Origin of the sequence: Halomonas aquatica, from assembly GCF_040196335.1 — a bacterium.
Taxonomy (GTDB): Bacteria; Pseudomonadota; Gammaproteobacteria; order Pseudomonadales; family Halomonadaceae; genus Halomonas; species Halomonas aquatica.
This window is the reverse complement of the sequence record NZ_JBEGCJ010000006.1, coordinates 135,321-161,252: the sequence shown is the minus strand read 5'-3', so window position 1 is coordinate 161,252 and position 25,932 is coordinate 135,321. Positions and strand designations below refer to the sequence as shown.

General features: G+C 66.5%; 23 protein-coding genes and 1 tRNA gene. 17 read left to right on the top strand and 7 right to left on the bottom strand.

The genetic code is table 11. The features are described 5' to 3' along the window. Positions 1–70: 70 nt before the first annotated feature. A complete protein-coding gene (locus ABE960_RS14030; RefSeq protein ID WP_349762923.1) occupies positions 71–1,006 on the bottom strand; it encodes a tetratricopeptide repeat protein in 936 nt (311 codons plus the stop codon). Positions 1,007–1,017: 11 nt separating this feature from the next. Here ABE960_RS14030 and ABE960_RS14025 point away from each other — a divergent pair, with 11 nt between their 5' ends. Beyond that, positions 1,018–1,857, top strand: a complete 840-nt coding sequence (locus ABE960_RS14025) for a DUF3750 domain-containing protein (RefSeq protein ID WP_349762922.1) — start codon at positions 1,018–1,020, stop codon at positions 1,855–1,857. 300 nt (positions 1,858–2,157) lie between these two features. Here ABE960_RS14025 and ABE960_RS14020 read toward each other — a convergent pair. Beyond that, a tRNA-Met gene (locus ABE960_RS14020) sits at positions 2,158–2,234 on the bottom strand. Positions 2,235–2,431: 197 nt separating this feature from the next. On the opposite strand from ABE960_RS14020, the gene phbB reads away from it, so the two are divergent. Beyond that, positions 2,432–3,178 carry an acetoacetyl-CoA reductase gene (gene phbB / locus ABE960_RS14015; RefSeq protein WP_349762921.1) on the top strand — a complete coding sequence of 249 codons (747 nt, stop codon included), beginning with the start codon at positions 2,432–2,434 and terminating at the stop codon, positions 3,176–3,178. Positions 3,179–3,291: 113 nt separating this feature from the next. Here phbB and ABE960_RS14010 read toward each other — a convergent pair whose 3' ends face one another. Then, positions 3,292–6,069, bottom strand: a complete 2,778-nt coding sequence (locus ABE960_RS14010) for a DUF349 domain-containing protein (RefSeq protein ID WP_349762920.1) — start codon at positions 6,067–6,069, stop codon at positions 3,292–3,294. Between the two features lie 256 nt (positions 6,070–6,325). Between ABE960_RS14010 and minC the strand changes: the two genes are divergently transcribed. The 4 genes from minC to sbcB all read left to right on the top strand — a co-directional run bounded on the left by minC (position 6,326) and on the right by sbcB (position 9,857). Further along, positions 6,326–7,078, top strand: coding sequence for a septum site-determining protein MinC (gene minC, locus ABE960_RS14005; protein ID WP_349762919.1), 753 nt, complete (start codon positions 6,326–6,328; stop codon positions 7,076–7,078). A 73-nt stretch (positions 7,079–7,151) separates the two neighbouring features. Next, entirely contained in the window at positions 7,152–7,970 is an 819-nt protein-coding gene (gene minD, locus ABE960_RS14000; RefSeq protein ID WP_349762918.1) for a septum site-determining protein MinD, read from the top strand. Beyond that, positions 7,967–8,218, top strand: coding sequence for a cell division topological specificity factor MinE (minE, locus tag ABE960_RS13995; protein WP_349762917.1), 252 nt, complete (start codon positions 7,967–7,969; stop codon positions 8,216–8,218). Before minD ends, minE begins: the two co-directional genes overlap by 4 nt. Positions 8,219–8,366: 148 nt before the next feature. Next, entirely contained in the window at positions 8,367–9,857 is a 1,491-nt protein-coding gene (sbcB, locus tag ABE960_RS13990; RefSeq protein WP_349762916.1) for an exodeoxyribonuclease I, read from the top strand. A 97-nt stretch (positions 9,858–9,954) separates the two neighbouring features. On the opposite strand, the gene ABE960_RS13985 is transcribed toward sbcB, so the two are convergent. Both ABE960_RS13985 and ABE960_RS13980 read right to left on the bottom strand, forming a co-directional pair. Beyond that, positions 9,955–12,813 carry an insulinase family protein gene (locus ABE960_RS13985; protein WP_432765377.1) on the bottom strand — a complete coding sequence of 953 codons (2,859 nt, stop codon included), beginning with the start codon at positions 12,811–12,813 and terminating at the stop codon, positions 9,955–9,957. Then, positions 12,810–13,496 (bottom strand): SOS response-associated peptidase, encoded by a 687-nt coding sequence (locus ABE960_RS13980; protein ID WP_349762914.1) that lies wholly within the window; start codon positions 13,494–13,496, stop codon positions 12,810–12,812. Before ABE960_RS13980 ends, ABE960_RS13985 begins: the two co-directional genes overlap by 4 nt. Positions 13,497–13,684: 188 nt before the next feature. Between ABE960_RS13980 and ABE960_RS13975 the strand changes: the two genes are divergently transcribed. Beyond that, positions 13,685–14,302, top strand: coding sequence for a TetR/AcrR family transcriptional regulator (locus ABE960_RS13975; RefSeq protein WP_349762913.1), 618 nt, complete (start codon positions 13,685–13,687; stop codon positions 14,300–14,302). Further along, complete coding sequence (locus ABE960_RS13970) at positions 14,302–15,012, top strand: 1-acyl-sn-glycerol-3-phosphate acyltransferase (RefSeq protein ID WP_349762912.1); 711 nt, start codon at positions 14,302–14,304, stop codon at positions 15,010–15,012. Before ABE960_RS13975 ends, ABE960_RS13970 begins: the two co-directional genes overlap by 1 nt. 3 nt (positions 15,013–15,015) lie before the next feature. On the opposite strand, the gene ABE960_RS13965 is transcribed toward ABE960_RS13970, so the two are convergent. Next, on the bottom strand, positions 15,016–16,299 hold the full coding sequence (locus ABE960_RS13965; RefSeq protein WP_349762911.1) for an HlyC/CorC family transporter: 1,284 nt from the start codon (positions 16,297–16,299) through the stop codon (positions 15,016–15,018). Positions 16,300–16,376: 77 nt separating this feature from the next. After that, positions 16,377–17,177: a cytochrome C assembly family protein gene (locus ABE960_RS13960; protein ID WP_349762910.1), complete on the bottom strand. Its 801-nt coding sequence runs from the start codon at positions 17,175–17,177 to the stop codon at positions 16,377–16,379. Positions 17,178–17,403: 226 nt separating this feature from the next. On the opposite strand from ABE960_RS13960, the gene ffh reads away from it, so the two are divergent. The 9 genes from ffh (at position 17,404) to thrC (ending at position 25,784) form a co-directional block, all read left to right on the top strand. Then, the gene (ffh, locus tag ABE960_RS13955; protein ID WP_349762909.1) at positions 17,404–18,804 is read left to right on the top strand and encodes a signal recognition particle protein; all 1,401 of its coding nucleotides are present in this window, start codon (positions 17,404–17,406) and stop codon (positions 18,802–18,804) included. Positions 18,805–19,032: 228 nt separating this feature from the next. Beyond that, positions 19,033–19,281 (top strand): 30S ribosomal protein S16, encoded by a 249-nt coding sequence (gene rpsP / locus ABE960_RS13950; RefSeq protein WP_071944078.1) that lies wholly within the window; start codon positions 19,033–19,035, stop codon positions 19,279–19,281. Between the two features lie 40 nt (positions 19,282–19,321). Then, positions 19,322–19,870 carry a ribosome maturation factor RimM gene (rimM, locus tag ABE960_RS13945; protein ID WP_349762908.1) on the top strand — a complete coding sequence of 183 codons (549 nt, stop codon included), beginning with the start codon at positions 19,322–19,324 and terminating at the stop codon, positions 19,868–19,870. 29 nt (positions 19,871–19,899) lie between these two features. Next, complete coding sequence (trmD, locus tag ABE960_RS13940; protein ID WP_349762939.1) at positions 19,900–20,661, top strand: tRNA (guanosine(37)-N1)-methyltransferase TrmD; 762 nt, start codon at positions 19,900–19,902, stop codon at positions 20,659–20,661. Between the two features lie 193 nt (positions 20,662–20,854). Continuing rightward, on the top strand, positions 20,855–21,211 hold the full coding sequence (rplS, locus tag ABE960_RS13935) for a 50S ribosomal protein L19 (RefSeq protein ID WP_349762907.1): 357 nt from the start codon (positions 20,855–20,857) through the stop codon (positions 21,209–21,211). Between the two features lie 119 nt (positions 21,212–21,330). Then, positions 21,331–22,233 (top strand): site-specific tyrosine recombinase XerD, encoded by a 903-nt coding sequence (gene xerD / locus ABE960_RS13930; protein WP_349762906.1) that lies wholly within the window; start codon positions 21,331–21,333, stop codon positions 22,231–22,233. Between the two features lie 3 nt (positions 22,234–22,236). Beyond that, positions 22,237–22,980: a DsbC family protein gene (locus tag ABE960_RS13925; protein ID WP_349762905.1), complete on the top strand. Its 744-nt coding sequence runs from the start codon at positions 22,237–22,239 to the stop codon at positions 22,978–22,980. A gap of 95 nt (positions 22,981–23,075) precedes the next feature. Continuing rightward, on the top strand, positions 23,076–24,392 hold the full coding sequence (locus ABE960_RS13920; RefSeq protein ID WP_349762904.1) for a homoserine dehydrogenase: 1,317 nt from the start codon (positions 23,076–23,078) through the stop codon (positions 24,390–24,392). Between the two features lie 3 nt (positions 24,393–24,395). Next, a complete protein-coding gene (gene thrC, locus ABE960_RS13915; protein ID WP_349762903.1) occupies positions 24,396–25,784 on the top strand; it encodes a threonine synthase in 1,389 nt (462 codons plus the stop codon). The last annotated feature ends 148 nt before the right edge of the window (positions 25,785–25,932 follow it).

Genomic DNA, 25,932 nt, shown 5'->3' with positions numbered 1-25,932 from the left:
CCCGTGCCTCAGGCAGCGACCGCCCTTGGCGGCGGCCGTCTGTGGCTGGGGGAAGGTCATGGGTCGTGGCTCAGTAGAGCAGGGCGAAGAGCTTTCGGCGATAGGTGACCGTCAGCGGGTGACCAGCCCCCAGGGCGTCGAAGGCCTGCAGCAGGGTGCGGCGGGCGGCATCGTCGCCGTAGGTCCGGTCGCGCTTCATCAGACCGAGCAGGGCCTCCAGGCCGGCCTCGTAGTGGCCATCGGCCAGCTGACGAAGGGCGCGCTTGAACTGGGCCTCGCTATCGTCGCGGTCGCCCAGGGCGGCCAGTTCCTCGGGGGAGGGAGCCTGCTCGCCGAACTCTATGCTGGCGCGCACGCCGCGGGCCGGGGCGGCATCCCGATCTTCCGGGGGCAGGTTGTCGAGCATTTCGCGGGCCTGCTCGGCCTCGCCTTCGGCCACCAGGGCGCGAGCCAGTTCCACCTGATAGGGGATGTGCTGTGGATACTGCTGCACCAGCTCCTGATAGAGGGTCCGGGCGGTGGCGGCGTCCCCGGCGGCCAGGGCCTCGGCGGCCTGATCCTCGGGCGTCTGCGGTGCCTCCTCCGGGGCCGGGAAATAGCGGCCCAGCCATTCTCGGATCTGCTTCTCCGGCAGGGCGCCCTGGAAGTGGTCGACCAGTCCACCCTGGCTGATCAGCTTGACGTCCGGTCCCGAGCGCACGCCTAGCTGTCCGGCGATCTCCTGGTTCTCGTCGATGTTGAGACGGCCCAGCAGGAAGGTACCGTTGTATTCCCGCGCCAGCTTTTCCAGCACCTGGCTGAGCTGCTGGCTCGCCTCATCGGTCGGACTTCGGCAGTCGAGCAGTACCGGGATCTGCATCGAGGTCTCGAGCAACTGCTGAATGTTGCCGGCATCGACGTCGATGATCATCTCGGCGCTCTGGTTACCGGCAGGTGCGGCATGGGGCTCGCCGGCGGGGATGTCGTCGGTGAGCGGTTCACCGGTGCGTGGGTCGACGATGGGCATGATCGGTAGCCTTGCGTGAAGATGAATTTGCTGTACAGATGCGGGTGATCGTCCGTGACTTCAAGGGGAGCCTGCCTGTGGTGCGACGAATTTTGCGTGTTATCTCTGGATTGGCGGTGGTGATCGCCCTGCTGCTGGCCGGCCCGGTGTGGATGCTGGCCACCGAGAGAGTGGAAGGCCATGACCACTGGTCCACGGCCGATCGCACCTCGGTCGGCCTGGCTCCGAGCCCCGCGGAGGCACCCGAGGCGATGGTTCATGTCTATGCGGCAAGGGCCTGGGGGTGGCGAGGGGCCTTCGGGGTGCATACCTGGATCGCGACCCGGGAGGCCGGGGCCGAGGCCTGGCGCATGCACCATGTGCTGAGCTGGCGACGCCCGTCCCTGGTGTCCCAGTCGACCACCACGCCGGATCGGGCCTGGTACGGCAGCGAGCCCGTGCTGCTTGCCGACTACCGCGGCGAAGCGGCGGCGGCGATGATCGGCGCGGTAGAGACGGCGGTGGCGGTCTATCCGGCTCCCTCGGCCTATCGTGCCTGGCCGGGCCCTAACAGCAACACCTTCACTGCCTGGCTGGTCCGTGAGGTGGATGGGCTCGAGGCGACGCTGCCGGTGACGGCGGTGGGCAAGGACTATCTGCTCGATGGTCCGCTGGCTCAGGCGCCGGGTGGGCTCGGCTTTACCGCTTCTCTGGGCGGCCTGCTGGGTCTGACCCTAGGTCGCGATGAGGGGCTCGAGCTCAACCTGCTGGGCCTCTCACTGGGAATCGACCCGCGGCGCCCGGCCCTCAAGCTGCCGGGTATCGGCAGGCTGGGCATGGCCCAGGACATCAAGGGGCGTGGGAAGGGATGAAGGAGACGAGCCCGATGGGCTGTTCAGCGATGCCCAAGCATGACATGAACAGGCATGAAAAAGGCCAGAATCATTCGATCCTGGCCTTCTTGGGTATTTGGTAGCGGGGACCGCTGAATCTGAAACGAGGGGGAACCGATGACCTTCGCGGAGGCATGAAAAAGGCCAGAATCATTCGATCCTGGCCTTCTTCGGTATTTGGTAGCGGGGACCGCTGAATCTGAAACGAGGGGGAACCGATGACCTTCGCGGGGGCATGAAAAAGGCCAGAATCATTCGATCCTGGCCTTCTTCTGTATTTGGTAGCGGGGACCGGATTTGAACCGATGACCTTCGGGTTATGAGCCCGACGAGCTACCAGACTGCTCCACCCCGCATCAACGTGGGGCGCATTCTACAGCGCCTTCTCCTTTAGTCAAGGATCGATTTCAAACGCTCGTCCCCAGGCCATTTTCTGGTCCATACTCATTCGTGCATCATCAAGATGACAGCCCAACAACTCATAATGGTCATGCTGGTGTTGGCCTAGCTGGTCGCACCAGAGAAGAAGTCATGCACGTCACGGAGATAGTCAATGACAACTCAAGCACCCGTCGCCTGGGTCACCGGTGGCACCGGAGGTATCGGCAGTGCCATCTGCCGTTCGCTGGCCTCGCAGGGCTACATGGTGGTCGCCGGGTATCATAATCCGGAAAAAGCGAAGACCTGGCTGGAGACTCAGAAGGCCGAGGGCTATGACAACATCGACATCATCGGGGTCGACCTGGTCGATTACGATGCCTGCGCGAAAGGGGTCAAGGAGATCGAGGAGAAGCATGGTCCGGTTGCCGTTCTGGTCAACTGTGCCGGGATCACTCGGGACGGCACCCTGAAGAAGATGTCGCCGGACCAGTGGAGCGAGGTCATCGACACCAACCTCAACAGCGTCTTCAACACCTGTCGCAGCGTGATCGAGAGCATGCTCGACAAGGGCTACGGCCGGATCATCAACATCTCCTCCATCAACGGCCGCAAGGGCCAGTTTGGCCAGGTCAACTACGCGGCGGCCAAGGCGGGCATGCACGGCCTGACCATGTCGCTGGCCCAGGAAACCGCCACCAAGGGCATTACCGTGAACACGGTTTCTCCCGGTTACATCGCCACCGACATGATCATGAATATTCCCGAGAAGGTGCGCGAGGCCATCCGTGAGACCATTCCGGTCAAGCGCTACGGCACCCCGGAAGAGATCGGTCGCCTGGTCACTTTCCTGGCGGACAAGGAGCAGGGCTTCATCACCGGCGCCAACATCGACATCAATGGTGGCCAGTTCATGGGCTGATCGCTCGACTGCCGCAGTACGCTTGCCGCCGGTCTCCCCGGCGGCAGACACGACCGCGCGAGGCCTCGGCCTCGCGCGTTCGTGTCTGGAGGTGATCTGAACTCACAGGCCTTTCAGGGCGGTGGCAGTTCGGCCAGGGTCTCGAGCATGCGGTCGAGTTCGCCGACCTCACGCTGCCATAGCCCTTCGGGCATCGGACCGTTGGCGAGCAGTTCGCCGAGTATCTGGTGGAGCTCTTCGGTGCGGCTGATCTCCTGGCCCATGTTCTCGTTGAGGCGCTCGACCTGGATCGCCAGGCGCAGCGGATCGTCACGATGATGGACGTGGCCGCCGGCCAGCAGGGAGAGGTGGGCCCGCAGGCGGGCGAGCTTCTCTTCCGCCTCGCCCGTCGTTCCGGAATGGCGGACGGCATTGCGGGCTTCATGGGCGTGACGCAGTTCGGGTGGCAGGTTGAGGCCCGGGGGCAGGGGGACCTCCTGCGCGGGAGTCCCGGCCAGCCGCTGGGCATCCGCCTCCAGATGCGCGTTGAGCAGGGGTCGGATGGCCTGCCAGCGATTGGCTTCCTCGGCAAGTGCCAGGCGGTCCAGACGCTCCCGGCGAGCCCGCACGATGCCGTTCCAGCGCCGACGCATGCCCTCAGTGCGCCGACCGGAAGGCAGGGGCTCCAGCGCCGAGGCCTCGCGGATGGCCTCGTCCAGAACGTCGTTCTCGCGGCTCCGGGAGGGGTGCCAGGCGTCCACTCGCTCGATCAGTGCCTGCATGGCCTCCAGCCGCGCGCGGTTGCGCTGGGCCTGATCATCACGGGCGGCTTCGCGGCGGGCGAAGATGTCGTCGCACAGGGCGCGGAACTCCCGCCACAGGGCCTGCTCTTCGCCCTTCGGCGCGCGCCCCAGGGCCCGCCAGCGATGCTGCAGGGACTTGGCCTGGTCGGCCTGCTTGCCGGGCGGCAGGTCGCGATCCCGCAGCTCGCGGGTCTGCTCGATCAACTCGCGCTTGGCCTCGGCGATTTCCAGGGCCCGCCGATCGATCAGCGCCTGCAGCTCATGGCGAATGCGCCCGAAGCGCCGGCCGATGGCCTCGGACTGCTCGCGGGGCACGGGGGCGAAGCCTCGCCATTGCTCCCGCGAGCGGTCGCGGATCTCGCGCAGTGCATCTGGGTCGGCCTCATGGGCGGGCTGTTCTAGCAGCGTCTCGAGCTGCTCGCAGAGTGCCTCCCGGGCCTCCAGGTTGCGCTGTCGCTCGGCCTGCTGGCGTTCTCGCCAGGGGGCCAGGCGCGCCTTGATGCGGTCGGAGGCGGCGCGGAATCGAGCGGACTGCTCACGGTTGACGGCAGCGTCCCCCAGCGTCTTCCACTCCTTGACCAGCTGGCGGTGACGGCGGTCGAGTTCGGCCTCGGTCAAGGCGGTACTCTCGGCCAGCTCCTCGATGGCCTGGCATAGCTGGTCGCGCTTGGGTCCGGCGACGAAGCCGCGCCAGTCACGGAGTTCGGCAAGCCGCGCCGCCAGGCGCTTGAGTCGGGCCTGATCGGCATGCGAAGGAGACCCTAACTGTCCGGCCTCCTGACGCAGGCGCTGGTGGAGCCGACTGGCTCCCTTGAAGGCGCCGTTATCCAGCAGGCCTTCCAGCTCGTCCAGCTCCTCGACGAAACGCGCAAGCCTGGCGTCCAAGTCCCCGTCGTCCCGGGTAGTCTCCGGGGTCAGCTGCTGCCGGGCACGCTCAAGAAGTGGCGCCGGTGCCAGTCGCTCCGGCCATGCACAGGCTTCGATAAGGGCCGTCAGGCGATCATCATCGCCCTCTGCCAGGGCCCGCTCGATGGCGCCTTCGCGTTCATCCAGTCGCTCTCTGGCCTGGACGATCCGTTCGTATTCGGCGAGTGCCTCGTCATAGCGGCCTCGTAACGCCTCATCGGCCAGGTGATGGTCGGAGAGCGCCTGCCAGCGGCTGGCCAGAAGTCGCTTCTGGGCGCGCAGGCTGTCGATGTCCTGGTCGGTGAGCTGCCTGTCCTGGTGCAGGGCATCGAGGCTTTCCTCCAGCGCTTCCACGAGGGATTCCCGGGTCTGGTCGGCATTCTCGCGGCGACGATGGTCGGCATCTCGGGCATGTTCCTGGGCCTCGTGGTCGCCGATGACCTTGCGGCAGCGCTGGCAGGCATCCTGGTAGCGCCGTTCCTGCCGGGCATCCGCCAGGTCCCGGAGCCTGGCCCATTCTCGCGTCAGGTGGCGGAACCGGCCGGCATAGAGTGGCTCCCAGGGGCCATTGGCATGTTGCTCGAGCTTTTCGAGAAGCTCCTCGCGCTCCGCCTGGCTCGCCGCCAGAGAGGCGGCGTCGGCGCGCAGTCGGTTGAGTCGTTCCCGCGCTCCACGGGCCACCTGGCGGTCACGGCGGGACTCATGGGCCAGCCGGGAGAGTCCCGCCTCGCTCTCGACCCGGGCAGCGGCGGCATGGCGCACGGCGGCGATGCCGTTGTCACAGGCCTGGTGGATCAGGTCTTCCTCCGCCTGGAGGCGTGCCAGGGCCGCCAGGCGCAGTTGCTGGTTGTCACCCTGCAGGGCCAGCTCGTTCAGCAGTTTTCGGTCCTCGATCCGTTCCACCAGCGCGATGCGCGCCGGCAGATCGTGATGGCCGCGGCGGCCGGACAGAAGGGCGATCAGGTGCCGTTCGAGTTCGGGATAAGAGTTTCCTTCTCGGCACAGCGTCAGCAGGCGTTCGGGATCCTCCATGGTCGCCAGCGCAGCCTCGCGGACACCGTGGTCGGGATCCAGGGCAAGCTGCTCAAGGATGTGGCGCTGGTCATCCATGGACGGGTCGAGACGTGATACAGCCTGGCGGCGAACCTCGGGATCCGAGTGCTTCCAGCGCGGGGCGAACAGGCGACGAAGGAGTCCTGACATGGTGCATCCTGACGAGAAGAGCGCTCCCGAGCGGGGCGCAAGAAGATCATTCTTATAGGTAAAGGCGGCGCGAAGCCTAGGCCAATAGTATCTAAGCACGTGACGCGCCAGCAGAAAAGTCCGGACGGGAGCAGGGCGTGGCCGCATGGAGACACTGACAATGCGCCTCAATGACCTTATGATCAGTTGCAGGGTTGCAGTCACTCGCTTAGCTTTGATGCAGTACCCTCACCATAACCCGACGTGGAGTTCGGCAATGAGTCTCAATGTGGACAGGGACGGTATGGCCTTCACCTTCAAGGGTGGGATGCTGCCGATGACGGTCATGGAACTGACCAGTGCCGACCCAGAGCGCATCCGCGAGCAATTGGCGGGCAAGCTCAGCCAGTCGCCGGCCTTCTTCCAGCATACCCCGGTCGTTCTCAACGTAGAGAAACTCGATGAGCCGCATCTGGCCCTCGAGCGGATCTGTGCGGTCTGCCGTGCCCACAAGCTGTTACCCGTGGCGGTGCGTGGCGGGCCGGATCCGGTCAAGCAGTCGGCCTGGGCCCTGGGGCTGGGCTGGTTCCCCCCTCAGGAGGCCTCTCGTCCGCGCCCCCTGGAAAGCGTTGCCGAGGATGCCGAGGTGGCCGAGCCGTTGGAGGCCCAAGCGTCTCCCGGCGCCCTTCCCGGCACTACGACGGGTGGGCGCATCTACCGTGGCACGGTGCGTTCCGGCCAGCAGGTGACTGCCCCCGAAGGCGACCTGGTGGTGGTGGGGGCGGTCAACGCCGGGGCCGAAGTGCTCGCCGCCGGCAACGTGCATGTCTACGGCGCCCTGCGCGGGCGGGCCCTGGCCGGCATCCATGGTGACGACAAGGCCGGTATCTTCTGCCGCGAATTGCATGCCGAGCTGCTTTCGGTGGCCGGCAACTACAAGCGTCTCGAGGACATCGACCCGCGCCTGCTGGGCACTACCGTTCAGGTTCAATTGTTCGACGGCCAGCTGGGCATCAAGCCGCTGGATTGATGCCGGCCAACCAGAGTGGCGGCAGCGTTCACGCCACCATTCCTTTTCATCATGACAAGACAGGATGTGACACTTGGCCAAGATCATCGTTGTGACCTCCGGCAAGGGCGGGGTCGGCAAGACAACCAGTGCAGCAGCCATCTCCACGGGACTGGCGCTGCGCGGCAAGAAGACCGTGGTCATCGATTTCGACGTGGGGCTGCGCAACCTCGACCTGATCATGGGGTGCGAGCGCCGAGTGGTCTATGACCTGGTCAACGTGATCCAGGGCGAGGCGGGACTGAACCAGGCCCTGATTCGTGACAAGCGGGTCGACAACCTGCATATCCTGCCGGCCTCCCAGACCCGCGACAAGGATGCCCTGACCCAGGAAGGCGTCGAGAAGGTGCTCGAGACCCTGGGCAAGGACTTCGATTTCATCATCTGTGACTCCCCGGCTGGCATCGAGCGAGGCGCTCAGCTGGCCATGTACTTCGCCGACGAGGCGATCGTGGTCACCAATCCCGAGGTCTCCTCGGTGCGCGACTCCGACCGCATGCTCGGTCTGCTGGCGTCCAAGACCCGGCGTGCCGAACGCGGTGAGGACGCGATCCGGGAGCACCTGCTGATCACCCGCTACAACCCGGGGCGTGTCGACCTGGGGGACATGCTGAACCTGGAGGACATCCGGGAGATCCTGGCCATCGACCTGCTCGGCCTGATTCCCGAGTCCGAGGCGGTGCTGCGGGCCTCCAACCAGGGGGTGCCGGTGACCCACGATGACGACAGCGATGCCGGCCAGGCCTATGCCGATACGGTGGCACGCTTGCTGGGCGAAGATATCCCGCTGCGCTTCCACGAGTACCAGAAGAAGGGCCTGTTGAGCCGCATGTTTGGAGGAACCCGCCGGTGAAGTTGCTCGATTTCCTCAAGCGAGAGCGCAAGAATTCTGCGTCGGTCGCCAAGGAGCGGCTGCAGATCATCGTGGCCCATCAGCGCACCCAGCGGGGACAGCCCGACTATATGCCGCTGCTGGAAAGGGAACTGCTGGAGGTGATCCGCCGCTACGTGCAGATCGATGACGACGCGATCAACATCACCCTCGACAGCGAGGACAACTGCTCGGTGCTGGAACTCAACGTGACCCTGCCCAAGGCCTGAGCGGACAGCCTTGAGCGGCTGCCTGGTAGACAGCCCTGAGCGGGTCTCTGGTAGAGCGAGTCATCGTCGAAAGCCCAGCGGCTGAGCCGCCCGAAGGGCTGTGGTAGGCTGGGCCCGTCAACCCACGCCCTTCGGAGAGCTCCCGCCCATGGCGCAGTCGAAAGCCGCCCCGCAGACCTTTCTGTGGCACGACTACGAGACCTTCGGTGCCGACCCTCGTCGCGACCGTCCCTCTCAGTTCGCGGCCATCCGTACCGATGCCGAGTTCAACGAGATCGGCGAGCCGCTCGAGCTTTTCTGCAAGCCCGCCGATGACTTCCTTCCCCATCCCCAGGCCTGCCTGATTACCGGGATCACGCCGCAGCAGGCCCGCCGCCGCGGGCTGCCGGAAGCCGAATTCGCCGGCCGGATCGAGGCCGCCATGGGCGAGCAGGGCACCTGTGCCCTGGGCTACAACAGCCTGCGCTTCGACGATGAGGTGAGCCGTCACCTCTTCTACCGCAATCTGCTCGACCCCTACGCCCGGGAGTGGCAGAACGGCAACTCGCGGTGGGACATGATCGATGTCGTTCGCGCCTTTCACGCCTTGCGCCCCGACGGCATCGTGTGGCCGACGCGGGATGACGGTTCGCCGAGTTTCAAGCTGGAGCACCTGACCGCTGCCAATGGTATCGCCCATGCCGGGGCCCACGATGCCCTGGCAGACGTCCGCGCCACCATTGCCCTGGCGCGCCTGCTGCGTGACTGCAACGCCAAGCTGTTCGACTACCTGCTGGGCCTGCGCGGCAAGCGTGCCGTCTCGCGGCAGCTGGACCTCCCCGGCCGCAAGCCGGTGCTGCACATCTCGCGGCGCTACCCGGCCAGCCGAGGCTGCAGCGCCCTGGTGATGCCGCTTGCCGAGCACCCCTCCAACCCCAATGGGGTGATCGTCTTCGACCTCTCGATGGACCCCACACCCCTGATGGAGCTGACCCCGGCAGAGATCCGCGAGCGGGTCTTCGTCAGCAACGATGACCTCGCCGAGGGCGCCGAGCGCATTCCGCTCAAGGTCATCCATATCAACAAGTGCCCGGTGCTCTTCCCGGCCAGCGCGCTCAAGGATGTCACCGGGCCCCGCCAGGGTGACTATGGCGAGATCGTCGAGCGCCTGGGGCTCGACCTGGCCGCGTGCCGCGAACACTGGAAGCAGCTCGCCGCCCGCCCCGATGTGGCCTCCCGGGTCGCTGAGGTATTCGCCGCGTCGCACCCCGAGCCGCCCCATGACCCGGACCTGATGCTCTATTCCGGTGGCTTCTTCTCGCCGGCGGACCGCCAGCAGATGCAGCGGGTGCGCGACATCGACCCCTGGGATCTGGTGGGAGCTCACTTCGCCTTCCAGGATCCACGCCTCGAGGAGATGCTGTTCCGCTATCGGGCTCGCAGCTATCCGGAAACCCTTGAGAGCGAAGAACAGGCGCGCTGGGAGACCTTCCGCTGGGAGCGGATGAACGATCCGGCCATCGCTAGCCTCACGCTTAAGGATTTCGCCCGGGAGATCGAGCGGCTCAACGCCGTCTCGCTGTCCGACCGTGACCGGCAGATCCTCGAGGAACTGGTCATGCATGTCGAGGCGATGATGCCGCCCCAGGCCTTCGGCTGACAGGCAAGAGCCTCCCGATCCTGTCTGCCAACGACAGCGCCCGGCCATATCGGCCGGGCGCTGTCGTGTCGGGGGCTGTGTGGGGACGGGAGCCCGTTCAGCTTTCATCCCTGGGCAGCGGCGTCAGATGCCGGCTCAGGGCCAGCACGTCGCTGGGCTCGTCGCCCGGGTCGAAGCTGACCCGGGCAACGGCCGTGTCGCGCAGTGCCGGCCAGGTCTCGCGCAGCTCATCGGCCGTCACCGCCAGGGCGCGTTTGGCGAGGCGACGATGGCGGTCGAAGTCGGTGTCGCCATAGGCAAGCGCACGCCACAGGCGGTTGGTGCGTCCGGAGAGACTGGTATCGCGCTGCATCAGCGCGTCATGCACGGCCTGGCGGTAGGGTGCCAGGTCATCATCGCCGAGCGCCGCGAGTCGTTGTCTGAAGTCATCCAGGAAGGTGTCGATGCGGGCCTGGATCGCCTCGCTTGGCGTGTCGGGGGACTGCACCAGCAGGCTGATGCCGGGGGCGTCCAGCATGGGCGAGTAGCCGGCGTTGACCACGTAGCCCAACTGCGCCTCGGTGCGCAGCCGCTGGTAGAAGGGGGTTTCCAGCAGTTGGCCCAGCACCGCCAGGCGGGCCTGGCTTGCCAGCGAGCGATCCGGTCCCTGCAGGTAGCGCAGCGCCAGCGAGTCCTCCCGAGTGGTTGAAGGGGTGAGATCTGGGAGGTCATTCGCCTGCAGCGGGGTGAGCTCCGCAATGGCCTCGGTGGTGAGAGCCGGGGAGAGTGCATCGGCCACCTGCCGAGCCTCGCGCTCGGCGAGTTCGGTCCCCAGGTTCCCTACCGCCATGGCCTCCAGGTGAAGGTCGGCGAGGAAACGCTCGCGGAAGTCGCGTAGATCCTCGACGCCAAGGTCACGGCTAGCCTCAAGCAGGGCGTCGGTGGGCCACACCGGGCGCACCAGCGCCTCGGACAGGGTGCGACTGGCCTGAAGGTAGAGGGCATCCTGGGGCGCATTGCGCCACTCGCGCTGCAGGCCGTAGTGAACCCGGTCGAAGGTCGCCGCGTCGATCTTCCCCTCCTGCAACTGCGTGATGACCCGTCCAATCAGCCGGTCCTGGCGGTCCCGCCAGCCCGAGAACGACAGGGTGATGCCACGGGCGTGGGCATAGGCCTCGAAGTGGTGGCCAGCCAGGCGCGCCGGATAGAGGGTCTCGTTGAGGCTGTCGACGAGCCAGCCGGCGAGCAGCCGTGAGAGCGCCGCCTCGCGGGCCTCGCGGCTGGCGGCGGGGTGCTGGAGGCTGAAGCGCCACTCCGCCTTGGGCGTGTTGAAGGTGGCGTCCGCCATGTGCCAGAACTCGAATCCCTTCTCGTCGATGCGCAGACCGGGAGCCTCGTCCTGGTGGTCGAGCAGTTCGAGATTCGAGGCAATGTAGTGGTTGGGGGCGGGCAGGGCGATGCCGGCAAGCGGCTCGGCATCACTTGCCGCTGTGACCTCACGCCAGGGGGCATCGAACCAGGGCGAGACCGCATCGCCCTCGACTTCCGGGCCGCTGTAGAGGCGCAGCAGCCTGTCGGGGCGAAGGCCGTCGAGCCAGTGCCCGATCAACTCGCGGTCGAAGCCATCCATGCGGTAGGGCGCATAGTTGACGTCCTCCAGGGGGTAACGCGACAGGTTCATGGCCAGGCGTATGGCGTCGCTCTGCGGCGAGCCGTGTTGCTGGAAGCGGAACTGCTGTTCGGCCAGGCGGGCCTCCTCGTCATGGCGCCACTCCTGGAGGCCCGATTCGCGGATCCGGTCGATGTTGGCGAACAGGCTGGCCTGGATGCGCTCCAGTTGTTCGGCTCCCTCCGGGGTCAGGCTGATGTCCACGGCGAACAGCGCCTGGTGGCCGTCACCACGGGTCACCCCGGCGGAGAGGCCATCGGCCCATCCCGCCTTTCGCAGCACCGCAAGCAGGCTGCCCTCGCCCTCGTGACCGAGCAGGTGTGCCAGGTAGTCGGCCGGCTTGTGGGGATAGGCGGTCTCCGGGTCGGGTACCGGGAACAGGAAACTGACCCGTTGGCTATCTCGCACCGACTGCATCCGCGCTCCGCGCGGCAGACTCTGTTCCTCGATCAGCGGGACCTTGATGGTTGGTCGGGAAAGGCCGCGGTCGGGGACCTCGTCGAAGCGCTCGGTGACTAGGGCCTCCAGTTCGTCGAGGGGCTGAGGGGCGACCACGGCCAGGTGCATGACGTTGGCATCGTAGTGCGACTCGTAGAAGTCGATCACGCGCTCTCTCAGGCTCGGTTCCCCCTCCGGCCGGTCGGCGAGGGTCTCGCGACTGCCCACCGAGAAACCGGTAGCGGGGTGGGCGGGATTGAGCAACTGGTCGAGCACATCATTGGAGCGGCGACCATCGTCCTGGATACGGGCCTGATACTCCGAGTGGACCACGTTGCGCTCGCTCTCCAGACGGTCGGCATTGAACAGCGGGGCGACGAAGAAGCGGCTGAATCGATCCAGGGTGCCGGCCAGGGCGTCGGGCTCGATGTCGAAGAAGTAGTTGGTGTCCAGTGGCGCGGTGAAGGCGTTGTGGTTGCCCCCATGGCGGGTCAGATAGCCCTGGTAGGCATCTGACTCGGGATAGGTATCGGTGCCCAGGAACAGCATGTGCTCGAGGAAATGGGCGAGGCCGGCGAGGTCTTCAGGGTCATGGGCGCTTCCTACGTCCACGTTCAGCGAGGCGGCGGCCTTGTCTGCCTCAGGGTCGCTGACCAACAGCACGCTCAGGCCGTTGTCGAGGGTCAGGGCGCGGTAGTCGCGGTCATCATGGGGACTGACCCGCGGCGAGACGACCTCATCGACGGTTACTGCCGGCTCGGGCGTCTCGGCCCGGGCGGTCAGGCCCGTCAGCAGGGCCGCGGCGACGACCAGCCAGGCAAGCAGGTGGCCTGGCTGGCGGCAAGGGGCAGGCAAGGGCTTGGTCATCATCGCTCCTGTGGAAGATGCTGGCGCAGCATGGGGCCGGTGGGGTGGGCGCAGGTCGGATCCTGATTGGCGGGATCATTGACCCCCCTTGATACCGTAAAAGCGCCCAGGAGTTCCCCGGGGGCGGGGGCGAGCAGGGCCTGAGCCTCGGCAATCGGCGTCTGCGGATCGAGCCAGCGTGTGGCCTCCCGGGGCTCGATTACCGCCGGCAGGCGGTCGGTGAGTGGCGCCATCAGGTTATTGGTGGGCACCGTGATCAGTGCCATGGAATCGTTGTACTCACTCAGACCGGTATGGAAGCGACACCAGAGCCCCGCCAGCAGCAGCGGGCCGCGATCGACGCGGGTGACCAGGAAGGGTTGCTTGAAGCGCGGCTGAGGCTTCCATGCGTAGACGCCGGTGACCGGAACCAGGCATCGCCGGGCGCCGAAGGCCTCGCGGAACATGGGGCGAGTCTGGAGTGCCTCGGCCCGGGCGCAGTGGGGGGCATGATCGAGCACCTTGAGCCAGGGGGGGGTCAGCCCCCAGAAGGCCGTCGCAAGCCTGGGCCTGCCCGCCTCCAGGCGGACGATCGACAGGGGGCGGCGTGGAGCCAGGTTGGTGCCGGTGATCAGCTCTGTCTCGGCGACAAGGTCGGGAAGCAGGCGCTCGAGGTCAATGGGGGCGATATGCAGTCGGCCGGCCATGGGGTCTCCGGGTAGGTGGAGCGTCAGGGTAACCAAGTCGACCTGCGGAGAAAAGCCGCGAACGCGCCGCGATCCTGCCGATGACTTGCATCATCACCGGTGTCGGATATCCTGTCGAAAACAGTGTTCGATGAGCGTATGCTTGTTGCCCGACTCGCGATGGCCGCCACTACCCTGTGAGGAACCCGATGGCTCGTCCCAGACAGCATGCCCCCGAGGCACTCCATGCCCATGTCATGGACGCCTGTGATGCCTGGTTGCAGCAGCATCCAGCTCACACGCTGTCGCTGCGAGCCCTGGCGCGCGAGGTGGGCTGCGCGCCCAGCACGCTGCTCAAGCTCTATGGCAGCTTCAGCAACCTGCTGCAGCACGTCAATGTCGAGACCCTGGCGCAACTTCGCGGGGTGATCGAACCTCTGCTCGCCGATGCCACACCCGAGGAGCGCCTCAAGGCACTGGCCCGGGCCTACTGGCAGTTCGCCCGCCAGGATGCCCACCGCTGGCAGCTGCTCTTCGATTACCCCCTGGCCCAGGAGGGTGAGCTGGACCAGCGCCAGAACGAGATGATCGAGGGCCTGTTCCTGAGGGTGGGGGCGACCCTCAAGGAATACCAGCCGGCACTGGACGACCTGGAGGCCTGGCGACTGAGCCGCACGCTTTGGGGCAGTGTCCACGGCCTTGTCCAGTTGGGCCTCAACGAGCGCCTTGGTTACTGGCAGGGCGAACCGCTGGAAGTGGGCGAACTGCTCGATCAGCTGCTCTCGACCATCCTGGCCGGCCTCAGGCAGGCGCCTGACGCACCGTGATGACCCCGCTGATGTGGGCGACAACGGGGCTGGCGATGGCAGCGGGAGGGTGGCAGCTGGCCAGTGCTCCGCGGCCCCTCCTGCGGCGGCTGCTCTTCCTGATGCTCCATCTTATTTATCGGCTGCGCTTCCGCGGCCGTCTGCACATTCCCCCGCGCGGCCCGGCCATCATCGTCTGCAACCATGTCAGCTTCATGGATGCCCTGGTGGTGGGTGTGGCAAGCCCCCGGCCGCTGCGCTTCCTGATGGACAAGCCTATCTATGACTCGCCCTGGCTCAACTGGCTGTTCCGCCGAGTGGGGGCCATCCCCGTGGATGCCGACCGGCGTGATCCGGGGAGCGTGCGCCAGGCGCTTGCCGAGGTCAGCCGTGCGTTGCGCCAGGGGGAGGTGGTGATGGTGTTTCCCGAGGGCCGCCTGACGCCGGACGGCGAGGTACAGCCCTTTCGCCGCGGCCTCGAGCTGATCCTGGCCAGGGATGCCGTGCCGGTGATCCCCGCCGGGCTGGCCGGTCTCTGGGGATCCTGGACCTCGCACCATGGCGGCAAGGCACTGACCAAGCGGCCCCGGCGTTTCCGGGCGCGGGTAGCGCTCTATTTCGGTGAAGTGATGCCGCCCGCCGAGGCCAGCCGGAGCAGGGTCGCGGCCCGGGTGCACGCACTCAAGGCCGAGGCCGATGGCTGGGCAGGTGCCGGTCGCCGCCGAGAGTAGGCCTCAGTTGCGAAGCGGAGCGCGTCGTATCGGCTGCCAGCAGCGTGCCGCCGTGATAAGGTTATCCCGCACCTCGAGGATCTCCATGCGCACGCTGTCGATCTGCAGGCAGGCCGGGCCGTCGGGGAAGGACTCCAGGTGCTCCAGGATCACGCCGTTGAGGGTCTTCGGGCCATCCGTGGGCAGCTGCCAGCCTAGCGCCTTGTTGATGTCGCGGATGTTGGCGGTGCCGTCGATCACGTGGCTACCGTCGTCCTGCAGGTGGATCTCCTGGTCGAGCCCCGCCACATCGGTGGTGAACTCGCCGACGATCTCCTCGAGGATGTCCTCCAGGGTCACCAGACCCTCCACGTCACCATACTCGTCCACCACGATCCCGATGCGTCGTTTCTGCTTTTGGAAGTTGAGCAGTTGGGTATGCAGAGGGGTGGACTCGGGAATGAAGTAGGGCTCCCGGGCCTCCTGGACGATGGCGGCCTTGGTCACTTCGCCGCGCGAGAGGAAACGCGCGGCGTTGCGCAGGTGGAGCATGCCGATGATGTTGTTGATGTCGCCCTTGTAGACCGGAACCCTGGTGTGCTGGCTGGTGCGGATCTGCGCCAGGATATCCTCCAGGTCGTCGTCCAGGTCGAGGCCCACCACCTCATGGCGCGGCACCATGATGTCGTTCACGGTGACGTTCTCCAGGTCGAGGATCGACAGCAGCATCGACTGGTGGCGACGGGGGATCAGTGTGCCGGCCTCGTGCACCACGGTGCGCAGCTCGTCACGGGTCAGGTTGTCGGCGCCGCCGTCGATGCTCTTCACGCCCAGCAGGCGCAGCAGGCCGTTCGAGATGGCATTGACCAGCCATACCAGCGGATAGAGCAGCTTGAGCAGCGGCTCCAGGGCCAGTGAGGCGGGGTAGGCGATGCGCTCGGGCTTGATCGCCGCATAGGTCTTGGGCGTGACCTCGGCGAAGATCAGGATGGTGATGGTCAGCAGTGCCGTGGCGACGGCCGGGCCAGTGACGTCGCCGAAGAAGTGGATGGCGATGATGGTGGCGATGGATGCCGCCAGGTTGTTGACGAAGTTGTTGCCGATCAGGATGACGCCGATCAGACGGTCCGGCCGCGACAGCAGGCGCAGGACCCGCTGGGCGCGCGAATCGCCGCTGCTCGCCTGATGGCTCAGGCGGTAGCGGTTGATCGACATCATCCCGGTCTCGGAGCTGGAGAAGAGGGCGGAAAGGCAGACGAGCAGGAACAGCAGGCCGAACAGCAGTCCCAGCGGGAAGTCGTCACTCAAGGTCGAAGGATCCTCAAAGGCGTGTCAGGCTCGAGTTGTAGGGGCTCGGTCATCCAGTGTCAAGGCGGGTGCCGGCCTCAGGCTCGGTTGAGCAGGATCTCCAGCACGAACTTGCTGCCGAAGTAGGCCAGCAGCAGCACGAGGCAGCCGCCGAGGGTCCAGCGAACCGCCCGCATGCCCCGCCAGCCCAGCCGGTGGTGGCTGAACAGCAGCGTGGCGAAGATCACCCAGGCGGCCAGCGAAAGGATCGACTTGTGGGCCAGATGCTGGGCAAACATGTTGTCGAGGAACAGGAAACCGCTGGCAATCGACAGGGTCAGCAGGATCATGCCGGCCCAGATCAGCTCGAACAGGATTCGCTCCATGGTGGTCAGCGGTGGCAGTGACTGGACCACGCCGCGGATGTGATGGTGGCGCAGTGCCTGGTTCTGGATGCCCAGCAGCACCGCCTGGATGGCGGCGATCGCCAGCAGGGCGAAGGCCAGCGCGCTGCTCAGGGCGTGGAGGGCGATGCCTGGCGTCATGCCGGCGCCGCGTTCTGGGCTCGGCAGGCCGGTCGCCAGCAGCAGGGTCAGGCCGGCCAAGGGCAGCAGCCCGGTGGCGATGTTGAGCACCGGCTTGAAGAGGCTGACCAGCAGCAGCAGCAGGACGGCCAGTGCGCTGACCAGCACCGCACTGGTGGAGAGGCCGGGCAGCAGGGAGTCGCCCCGGGCCAGCAGCGTGGCGGCCAGAGGCACGTGGCCGAACAGCCCGAACAGGACCAGGGCGCGCACCAACATGTCGCGCGGAGGTGCCCGACGGGCCAGGGCCAGGCCCTGCCAGGAGGCGGCCCCCATGTAAAACAGGAAGGCCATGACGGCAAGTGATAGCGGCTGCATCGATCGCTGTCCGTGCGCCTTCGCCAGCGCCTGAGCTTGTGGAATGAAGGCGCCACTATACCGAATCCGTGCGGCGGCGCACAGCACGGCGGCGAACCCCTCGAGATAGCGAATGCCCGTCATGCATGGAGACTGACGGCCACTGCGCGTATAATTTCCGACCATTGCAGGGAGCCCCTGGCCGATGTCGGGCCGGTCTCCCCGGCCATCGTGATTGGAGAGGCCCATGTTCCAGAATCTCAGCGAGCGTCTGTCCCAGACGCTCAAGTCCGTCAAGGGTCAGGCACGCCTGACCGAGGACAACGTCAAGGACACTCTGCGCGAGGTGCGTCGGGCATTGCTCGAGGCGGACGTTGCGCTGCCGGTGGTCAAGGAATTCATCGACCGTGTGCGCGAACGTGCCGTGGGGCAGGAGGTCTCCCAGAGCCTTTCCCCAGGGCAGCAGTTTGTCAAGATCGTCCAGCAGGAGCTCGAGGCGATCATGGGCGAGGCCAACGAGGGGCTGATCCTCAAGGGCTCGCCCGCGGTGGTGCTGATGGCGGGCCTGCAGGGCGCGGGCAAGACCACCTCGGTGGCCAAGCTGGCGCGCTACCTGCGCGAGCGCGAGAAGAAGAAGGTGCTGGTGGTCTCTGCCGACGTCTACCGGCCGGCGGCCATCGACCAGCTCGAGACCCTGGCCCGCGAGGTAGAGGTCGACTTCTTCCCGTCGCGTTCCGACCAGCAGCCGGTGGCCATCGCCGAGGCGGCCATCAAGCACGCGAAGATCCAGTTCCATGACGTGGTGCTCATCGATACCGCCGGTCGCCTGGCCATCGACGAGGCGATGATGGCGGAGATCCAGGCGCTGCATAAGGCGGTGGTGCCTGACGAGACGCTGTTCGTCGTCGATGCCATGACGGGCCAGGATGCTGCCAACACGGCCAAGGCCTTCCACGAAGCGCTGCCGCTGACCGGGGTGATCCTGACCAAGGCCGACGGCGATGCCCGCGGTGGCGCGGCGCTCTCGGTGCGCCATATCACTGGCCAGCCGATCAAGTTCATGGGCGTGGGCGAGAAGGTCGACGCCCTGGAGCCCTTCCACCCGGACCGGGTGGCCTCGCGCATCCTCGGCATGGGCGATGTGCTCTCGCTGATCGAGGAAGCCGAGAGAACGGTCGACAAGAAGAAGGCCGATCAGCTGGCCAAGAAGGTCAAGAAGGGCCAGGGGTTCGACCTTGAGGACTTCCGTGACCAGCTTCAGCAGCTCAAGAAGATGGGCGGCATGGGCGGCCTGATGGGCAAGCTGCCGGGCATGGGCCAGATGGCCGAGATGGCCCAGGGGCCCGGCCCCGAGAAGGAGATGGGCAAGCTCGAGGCGCTGATCAACTCCATGACGCCCCAGGAGCGTCGCAAGCCCGAGATCATCAACGGCTCGCGCAAGCGCCGCATCGCCGCCGGGGCCGGCCTGCAGGTGCCCGACCTCAATCGCCTGCTCAAGCAGCACAAGCAGATGCAGAAGATGATGAAGAAGGCGGGCCAGAAGGGCGGCATGCAGAAGATGATGCGCGGCATGTCCGGCATGATGGGTGGCGGTGGCCCGGGCGGGCCCGGCGGCATGGGCGGCCCCGGCGGGATGCCGTGGCGCTGAGCCGGGCCGCGGCAGGCCGGCATCCGCAAAAAGGTTTCCAAGTCGGGCGGTTTTCCGTAGAATGTCGCGTCTTCACAGGCAGGACCGCGAACAGCGCGGTCATCGTCGTGACCGAATGACCCGAAGCCGGGCCGTCGGCCCGCTTCCCTGAGCAGATTGTCGAGGGCCAGCAGGGTATCGGCGCCTCGGCCGAAACATCCGCAACTTCAACCGAAGGATAGTCAACGCATGGTTACCATTCGTCTGGCACGTGGTGGCGCCAAGAAGCGTCCCTTCTACCACCTCACCGTGACCGATTCCCGCAAGTCCCGTGATGGCCGCTTCATCGAGCGCCTGGGTTTCTTCAACCCCGTGGCGCGTGGCCAGGAAGAACGCCTGCGCGTCGACCTGGAGCGCATCACCCACTGGCAGAGCCAGGGTGCCCAGCTCTCCGACCGCGTCGCCGAGCTGGTCAAGGAAGCCCGCAAGCAGGCCTGAAGGGTCTGACTTGCCTGCTGCAAGAGGCCAGGGGTCGTCGATGAGCGAACACGCGCAAGCGCAGCCAGCCGACGATCATGTGGTGCTGGGTAAGCTGACCAGCCCTTACGGCGTCAAGGGTTGGTTGAAGGTGTATTCGTACACCAGCCCCATGGAAGGCATCCTCGACTACGAGACGTGGGTGCTGCGCCAGGGGTCCCGGCTGACCCGGATGGGCCTCGCCCAAGGGCGACGCCAGGGCAAGGGCCTTGTGGCGAGTCTCGAGGGTGTCGACAGTCGCGAGGCGGCCGAGGCCCTGGCGGGTGCCGAGGTCCTGCTGCCCAAGGCTGAACTGCCCGAGCTCGACGGGGATGACTACTACTGGTATCAGTTGGAAGGGCTGAAGGTGGTGACCCGTGAGGGCGTGGCGCTGGGGCACGTCGATCACCTCTTCGAGACCGGCGCCAACGACGTCATGGTCGTGAAGGGCGAAGTTGACGAGGGCATCGAGGCCCGGGAGCGGCTGTTGCCCTTCCTGCCCGGCGAGGTCGTACTGGAAGTAGATCTCGAGGGTGGCGTGATGACCGTCGACTGGGATCCCGAATTTTGAGTTCCGGTATGACCCCGGAGTTGCCGTCCATGTGGATCGGGGTGGTGTCGCTGTTTCCCGAGATGTTCGAGGCGATCACACGCCACGGCGTCACGGGGAGGGCGGTGGAGAAGGGGCGCATTGCGCTCGAGTTCTGGAACCCCCGGGACTACGCCACCGACCGGCATCGCACCGTGGATGACCGCCCCTATGGCGGCGGCCCGGGCATGCTGATGAAGGTCGATACCCTGCGCGCGGCCATCCATGCCTCGCGTGAGCGTGCAGAGGCTGCCACCGGCGAGCGGGCGAAGGTGATCTACCTTTCCCCCCAGGGTCGGCGCCTGGATCAGCATGGCGTGCAGGAACTGGCGTCGGGCCCTCCCCTGGTGGTGGTGGCTGGACGCTATGAAGGCATCGATGAACGGGTGGTGGAAGCCGACATCGATGAGGAGTGGTCGATCGGCGACTATGTGCTCAGCGGCGGAGAGCTGCCGGCCATGGTGTTGATCGACGCCGCGGCCAGGCTGGTGCCCGGGGTGCTGGGCCATCAGGATTCCGCGGTCGAGGACTCCTTCAACGACGGGCTGCTGGACTGTCCGCACTTTACGCGCCCCGAGGAAATCGACGGGCGTCGAGTGCCGGAGGTCCTGCTCAGCGGCCACCATGGCGCCATCCGGCGCTGGCGGCTGAAGCAGTCCCTGGGGCGAACCTGGCTCAGGCGTCCCGACCTGCTGGAAGGTAGGGCGTTGAGTGCCGAGCAGCATGAGCTGCTCGAGGAGTTCATCGAGGACTACGCGCTGTCCACTAGATAGGCCCGCTGGACGGGCCTGCTAGATGGGTCAGGGCGGAGGTGCAGGACGTCACGAGCCCCTGAGCGGGCATGGCGGACCTGTGTCACCAACGGGATTCCCGCGCCCTCGAGCCCGACTCGAGCGCCGGGATCACGACCCGCCGGCAACGAACCGCATCCGGCGCGTCACGAGACATTATCGAGGAGTTGTTGTCATGAGTAGCAAGAACAAGGTGATCCAGGCGCTTGAGACCGAGCAGATGAGCAAGGAAGTCCCGGCCTTCGCCCCCGGCGATACCGTGGTCGTCCAGGTCAAGGTCAAGGAAGGCAGCCGCGAGCGCCTCCAGGCCTTCGAAGGCGTCGTCATCGGCAAGCGCAACCGCGGCCTGAACTCCGCCTTCACCGTGCGCAAGATCTCTCACGGTGTCGGCGTCGAGCGTACCTTCCAGACCTACAGCCCGCTGGTCGATTCCATCGAGGTCAAGCGTCGCGGCGATGTGCGTCAGGCCAAGCTGTACTATCTCCGCGAGCGCAGCGGCCGCTCTGCCCGCATCAAGGAAAAGCTGGCCTGAGGCGACCGCCTCTGTCCGCGCGAGGTGTCGGGGCCCCAGGCCTCGCACCCGCTTTCGAAACCCCGTCACCGCTGCCGCGGGGCGGGGTTTCGTTCTGATGGGACATGTCCGGGAGCCGTATGGGAACCAACATGGAGGCCGCTGAGCTGGTCGATGCCTTCCTCGACGGCCTCTGGCTGGAGCAGGGTGCGAGCGACAATACCCTGACCGCCTATCGCCATGATCTGACCCGCTGGCAGGCACGCCTGGAGAATGCCGGCGAATCGCTGCTGTCACCGGCGAGCGGGATCCTTCCGACCTGGCTCGACGAGCGTCGCGAGGCCGGCTACAGCCTGCGCAGCAATGCCAGGCTGCTCGCGAGCCTCAGAAGCTTCTATCGCTGGGCCCTGGGCGAGCGGCTCATCGACCACGACCCGCTGGTCGAGGTGCGCCTGCCCAGGGTGCGCCCCTCGCTCCCCGACACTCTGGAGGAGGACGAGGTGGAGCGCCTGCTCGCGGCGCCGGACCTCGCCACCGATCTGGGCGTGCGCGACCGGGCCATGCTGGAGGTGCTCTACGGGGCCGGGCTGCGGGTCACCGAGCTGGTGGGGTTGACCACCGATGCGGTCAATCTTCGCCAGGGCGTGGTCAGGGTGCGCGGCAAGGGCGACAAGGATCGCCTGGTGCCGCTGGGTGAGGAGGCCGTGGCCTGGCTCGAACGCTACCTGCGCAGTGCCCGTGGCGCCCTGATGGCCGACATCACCCGGCCGGCCCTGTTTCCCGGGCGTGCTGACCGATGCCTGACGCGTCAGGCCTTCTGGTACCGTATCAAGGCTCATGCGCGGGCCGCCGGAATCGATCGGCCGCTTTCGCCCCATACCCTTCGCCACGCCTTTGCGACCCACCTGTTGAATCATGGGGCCAATCTGCGTGTCGTACAGCTGCTGCTCGGTCACAGCGATCTCTCGACCACGCAGATCTATACCCATGTGGCGCAGGTACGACTGGAAGTCCTGCACGCCAACCATCACCCTCGAGGCTGAATCATGAGATTATCGATCCTTACCTTCGGCGGCGGCGGCCTGCTTGCCGCCTCCCTGGCCCTGATGCCCGTTGCCCAGGCGGGCCCGGCCGAGCAGCTGGCCGAGACCCTGTCGGTCAACGGCCAGTCGATGCCGGTGGAGCACGTTCGCGAGACGCCGCTGGACGGCTTCTTTGAAGTGAAGCTGGAGAGCGGCGAGACCTTCTACAGCAACGCCGCGGGTAGCCACTTCCTGGTGGGCGACCTCTTCGAGAACGCCGAGGATGGCCTGGTCAACCTCACCGAACAGAGGCGCAACGCGGAACGCCGTGACCGCCTCACCGCGGTGCCTGAGAGTGAGCAGGTGGTCTTCCGCGGCCCCGGCGAGAGTCGCGCCGAGCTGATGGTCTTCACCGACACCACCTGCCCGTATTGTCGCCAGCTCCACCAGGAGGTGCCGCGTCTCAACAAGATGGGCATCGAGGTCCACTACCTGGCCTTCCCGCGCAGCGGCATGGGCTCGCCGGGAGGACGACAGCTGCAGCAGGTGTGGTGTGCCGACAATCCGGCCGAGGCCCTGTCGGCGGCCAAGCGCGAGGAGACGCTGATGGGGGCTGCCGACTGCGACAATCCGGTCGAGGAACAGTATCATCTGGGCATGGAGCTCGGCGTGCAGGGCACGCCGGCGATCGTGCTGCCCGACGGCCGCCTGGTGCCCGGCTATGTGCCGGCGGAGCGTCTGGCCGCCATGCTCGGCCTGACCGAATGATGAACGAGTGATGACCGACGTCGACGAACGTCGGCACAAGGGCCCGGAATGGCCCCATACATGCTGAGACACACGCCAGAACAAGGGGAAAGACATTGAAACCGGTGAGAGTGGGAATCTGTGGCCTGGGGACCGTCGGTGGCGGAACCTTCAACGTGCTGACACGCAATGCTGACGACATCGCCCGGCGGGCGGGTCGTCCGATCGTCATCGAGCAGGTCGCCTTCCGCAGCCTCAATCCCGAGTGTGACACCACCGGCATCCGGACCACCTCGGACGTCTTCGAGGTGGCCACCAACCCCGACATCGACGTGATGGTAGAGCTGATTGGCGGCTATGACTTGGCGCGCGAACTGGTGCTGACGGCCATCGAGAATGGCAAGCATGTGGTCACCGCCAACAAGGCGCTGATCGCCGTGCATGGCAACGAGATCTTCAAGGCCGCCCACGAGAAGGGCGTGATCGTCGCCTTCGAGGCCGCGGTGGCCGGGGGCATCCCGGTGATCAAGTCGCTGCGTGAGGGGCTCGGCGCCAACCGCATCGAGTGGGTGGCCGGCATCATCAACGGCACCGGCAACTACATCCTTACCCACATGCGTGACGAGGGGCGCGCCTTCGAGGACGTGCTCGCCGAGGCGCAGGCGCTGGGCTATGCCGAGGCCGACCCGACCTTCGATGTCGAGGGCATCGACGCCGCTCACAAGCTGACCATCCTCGCCTCCATCGCCTACGGCGTGCCGCTGCAGTTCGACAGGGCCTTCACCGAGGGGATCTCGCGCATCACCGCCGAGGACGTGGAGCAGGCCGACAACCTGGGCTACGTGATCAAGCACCTGGGGATCTCCAAGCGCACCGAGGCGGGGCTCGAGCTGCGCGTGCACCCGACCCTGATCCCCAAGGAGCGTCTTCTCGCCAACGTCCACGGGGTCAAGAATGCCATCGCCGTGATGGGAGACGCCGTGGGGCCGACCCTCTACTACGGGGCCGGTGCCGGCGCCGAGCCCACCGCCTCGGCCGTGGTCGCGGACCTGCTGGATGTTGCCCGCGATATCTCCACCGCCCACCGCTATCGAGTGCCCTACCTGGCCTTCAGCGGCATCGGCGACGACGTCAACAAGCTGCCGATCATGCCCATGGAGGACATCATCACCGCCTATTACCTGAGGCTGCTGGCGGTGGACCGCCCCGGCGTGCTGGCCCGGGTAGCGACCATCCTCTCCGAGCAGGGCATCTCCATCGAGGCGCTGATCCAGAAGGAGGCCACCGAGGGCGAACTGGTGCCAATCATCCTGCTGACCCACCGCACCCGCGAGAAGCAGATGAACGAGGCCATCCGCCTGATCGAGTCACTGGCCGACATCGCCGGCCCGGTGACGCGGATCCGCGTCGAGTCGCTGGACGAGCAGGAGTAAGCCATGCGCTACATCAGCACCCGCGGGCAGGCGCCCGCGCTTTCCTTCGAGGAAGTCGTGCTCACCGGCATGGCCAGCGACGGCGGGCTCTACGTGCCCGAGACGATCCCCGCCCTTGGCCATGACGACCTGGTCGCCATGGCCGGGCTCTCCTATGCGGAGATCGCCTTCCGGGTCATGAAGCCCTACGTCAACGGCGAGATCGACGACGCGACCTTCCGCGGCATCGTGGAGGAGGCCTATGCCACCTTCAGCCACGATGCCGTTGTGCCGCTCAACCAGCTCGACGCCAACCACTTCCTGCTCGAGCTCTTCCATGGCCCGACGCTGGCCTTCAAGGACGTGGCGCTGCAGCTGCTCGGCCGGATCCTTGACCATTTCCTGAAGAAGCGCGGCGAGCGGGCGGTGATCATGGGGGCGACCTCCGGGGACACCGGCTCCGCCGCCATCGAGGGTTGCCGGCACTGCGACAACCTCGACATCTTCATCCTCCATCCCTACCAGCGGGTCTCGGAGGTGCAGCGCCGCCAGATGACCACGGTGCTGGCCGACAACGTCTTCAATGTCGCCATCGAGGGCAACTTCGACGACGCCCAGGCCATGGTCAAGGCGAGCTTCGCGGACCAGTCGTTCCTCGACGGCACCCGGCTGGTGGCGGTGAACTCCATCAACTGGGCGCGCATCATGGCCCAGGTCGTCTACTACGTTGCCTCCGCCGTGGCCCTCGGCGCCCCCCATCGGGCGGTGAGCTTCTGCGTGCCCTCGGCCAACTTCGGTAACGTCTTCGCAGGTTACATCGCCAAGCGTATGGGGCTGCCGGTGAAGCAGTTCATCATCGCCACCAATGCCAACGACATCCTGCACCGGACGCTTTCCGACAACGACTTCTCCAGGCAGGAACTCAAGGCCACCCTGGCCCCGTCCATGGACATCGTCGTGTCGTCCAACTTCGAGCGCCTGCTGTTCGAGGCTTACGGCCGCGACGGGGCCGCGGTGAAGGCCCTGCTCGAGCGCTTCCAGGCCGAGCCCACGGCGCTGGCCGATGCGCCCCTGGCCCGACTGCGCGAGAGCTTCGCCAGCCACAGTGTGGACGACGCCACCATCCTGGAGGTGATCCGCGAGGCGCATCATCGCACCCAGGAGATCCTCGACCCGCACACCGCCACCGGCTACCGGGCGGCCGAGCGGGCGCGCGCCGACGCCGAGACCCCGGTGATCACCCTGGCCACGGCCCATCCGGCCAAGTTTGCCGAGGCGGTGGTCAAGGCCGGCTTCCCCGGCGTGCCGCTGCCGCCGCACATGGACGACCTGCTCGAACGTGAGGAGCGCTACACCGTGCTGCCCGCGGAGCTCTCGGCCGTGCAGCGGTTCGTGGTCGAGAACCGTCGGTAGCCTTTCCCCTTGGGGCTGACCCGGCGACAGGCCCGCGAGGAGGCGCTGTAACCCCATCGCTGGGCGTTACCGATGCCATCCCTGGCATAGGACCTCCTCTTCGGCCTGTCCCCGGCGCCTCAGCTTGGGCATGGCGGTCATGCATCGC

Coding starts and splice junctions, on each gene's coding strand:
- ABE960_RS13925 (WP_349762905.1), top strand. CDS start 22,237: ATGAGATTATCGATCCTTACCTTCGGCGGCGGCGGCCTGCTTGCCGCC.
- rimM (WP_349762908.1), top strand. CDS start 19,322: ATGAGCGAACACGCGCAAGCGCAGCCAGCCGACGATCATGTGGTGCTG.
- ABE960_RS13975 (WP_349762913.1), top strand. CDS start 13,685: ATGGCTCGTCCCAGACAGCATGCCCCCGAGGCACTCCATGCCCATGTC.
- ABE960_RS14030 (WP_349762923.1), bottom strand. CDS start 1,006: ATGCCCATCGTCGACCCACGCACCGGTGAACCGCTCACCGACGACATC.
- thrC (WP_349762903.1), top strand. CDS start 24,396: ATGCGCTACATCAGCACCCGCGGGCAGGCGCCCGCGCTTTCCTTCGAG.
- rplS (WP_349762907.1), top strand. CDS start 20,855: ATGAGTAGCAAGAACAAGGTGATCCAGGCGCTTGAGACCGAGCAGATG.
- ABE960_RS13970 (WP_349762912.1), top strand. CDS start 14,302: ATGACCCCGCTGATGTGGGCGACAACGGGGCTGGCGATGGCAGCGGGA.
- ABE960_RS13960 (WP_349762910.1), bottom strand. CDS start 17,177: ATGCAGCCGCTATCACTTGCCGTCATGGCCTTCCTGTTTTACATGGGG.
- ffh (WP_349762909.1), top strand. CDS start 17,404: ATGTTCCAGAATCTCAGCGAGCGTCTGTCCCAGACGCTCAAGTCCGTC.
- ABE960_RS14010 (WP_349762920.1), bottom strand. CDS start 6,069: ATGTCAGGACTCCTTCGTCGCCTGTTCGCCCCGCGCTGGAAGCACTCG.
- rpsP (WP_071944078.1), top strand. CDS start 19,033: ATGGTTACCATTCGTCTGGCACGTGGTGGCGCCAAGAAGCGTCCCTTC.
- sbcB (WP_349762916.1), top strand. CDS start 8,367: ATGGCGCAGTCGAAAGCCGCCCCGCAGACCTTTCTGTGGCACGACTAC.
- xerD (WP_349762906.1), top strand. CDS start 21,331: ATGGGAACCAACATGGAGGCCGCTGAGCTGGTCGATGCCTTCCTCGAC.
- minC (WP_349762919.1), top strand. CDS start 6,326: ATGAGTCTCAATGTGGACAGGGACGGTATGGCCTTCACCTTCAAGGGT.
- ABE960_RS13980 (WP_349762914.1), bottom strand. CDS start 13,496: ATGGCCGGCCGACTGCATATCGCCCCCATTGACCTCGAGCGCCTGCTT.
- phbB (WP_349762921.1), top strand. CDS start 2,432: ATGACAACTCAAGCACCCGTCGCCTGGGTCACCGGTGGCACCGGAGGT.
- ABE960_RS13985 (WP_432765377.1), bottom strand. CDS start 12,813: ATGATGACCAAGCCCTTGCCTGCCCCTTGCCGCCAGCCAGGCCACCTG.
- trmD (WP_349762939.1), top strand. CDS start 19,900: ATGTGGATCGGGGTGGTGTCGCTGTTTCCCGAGATGTTCGAGGCGATC.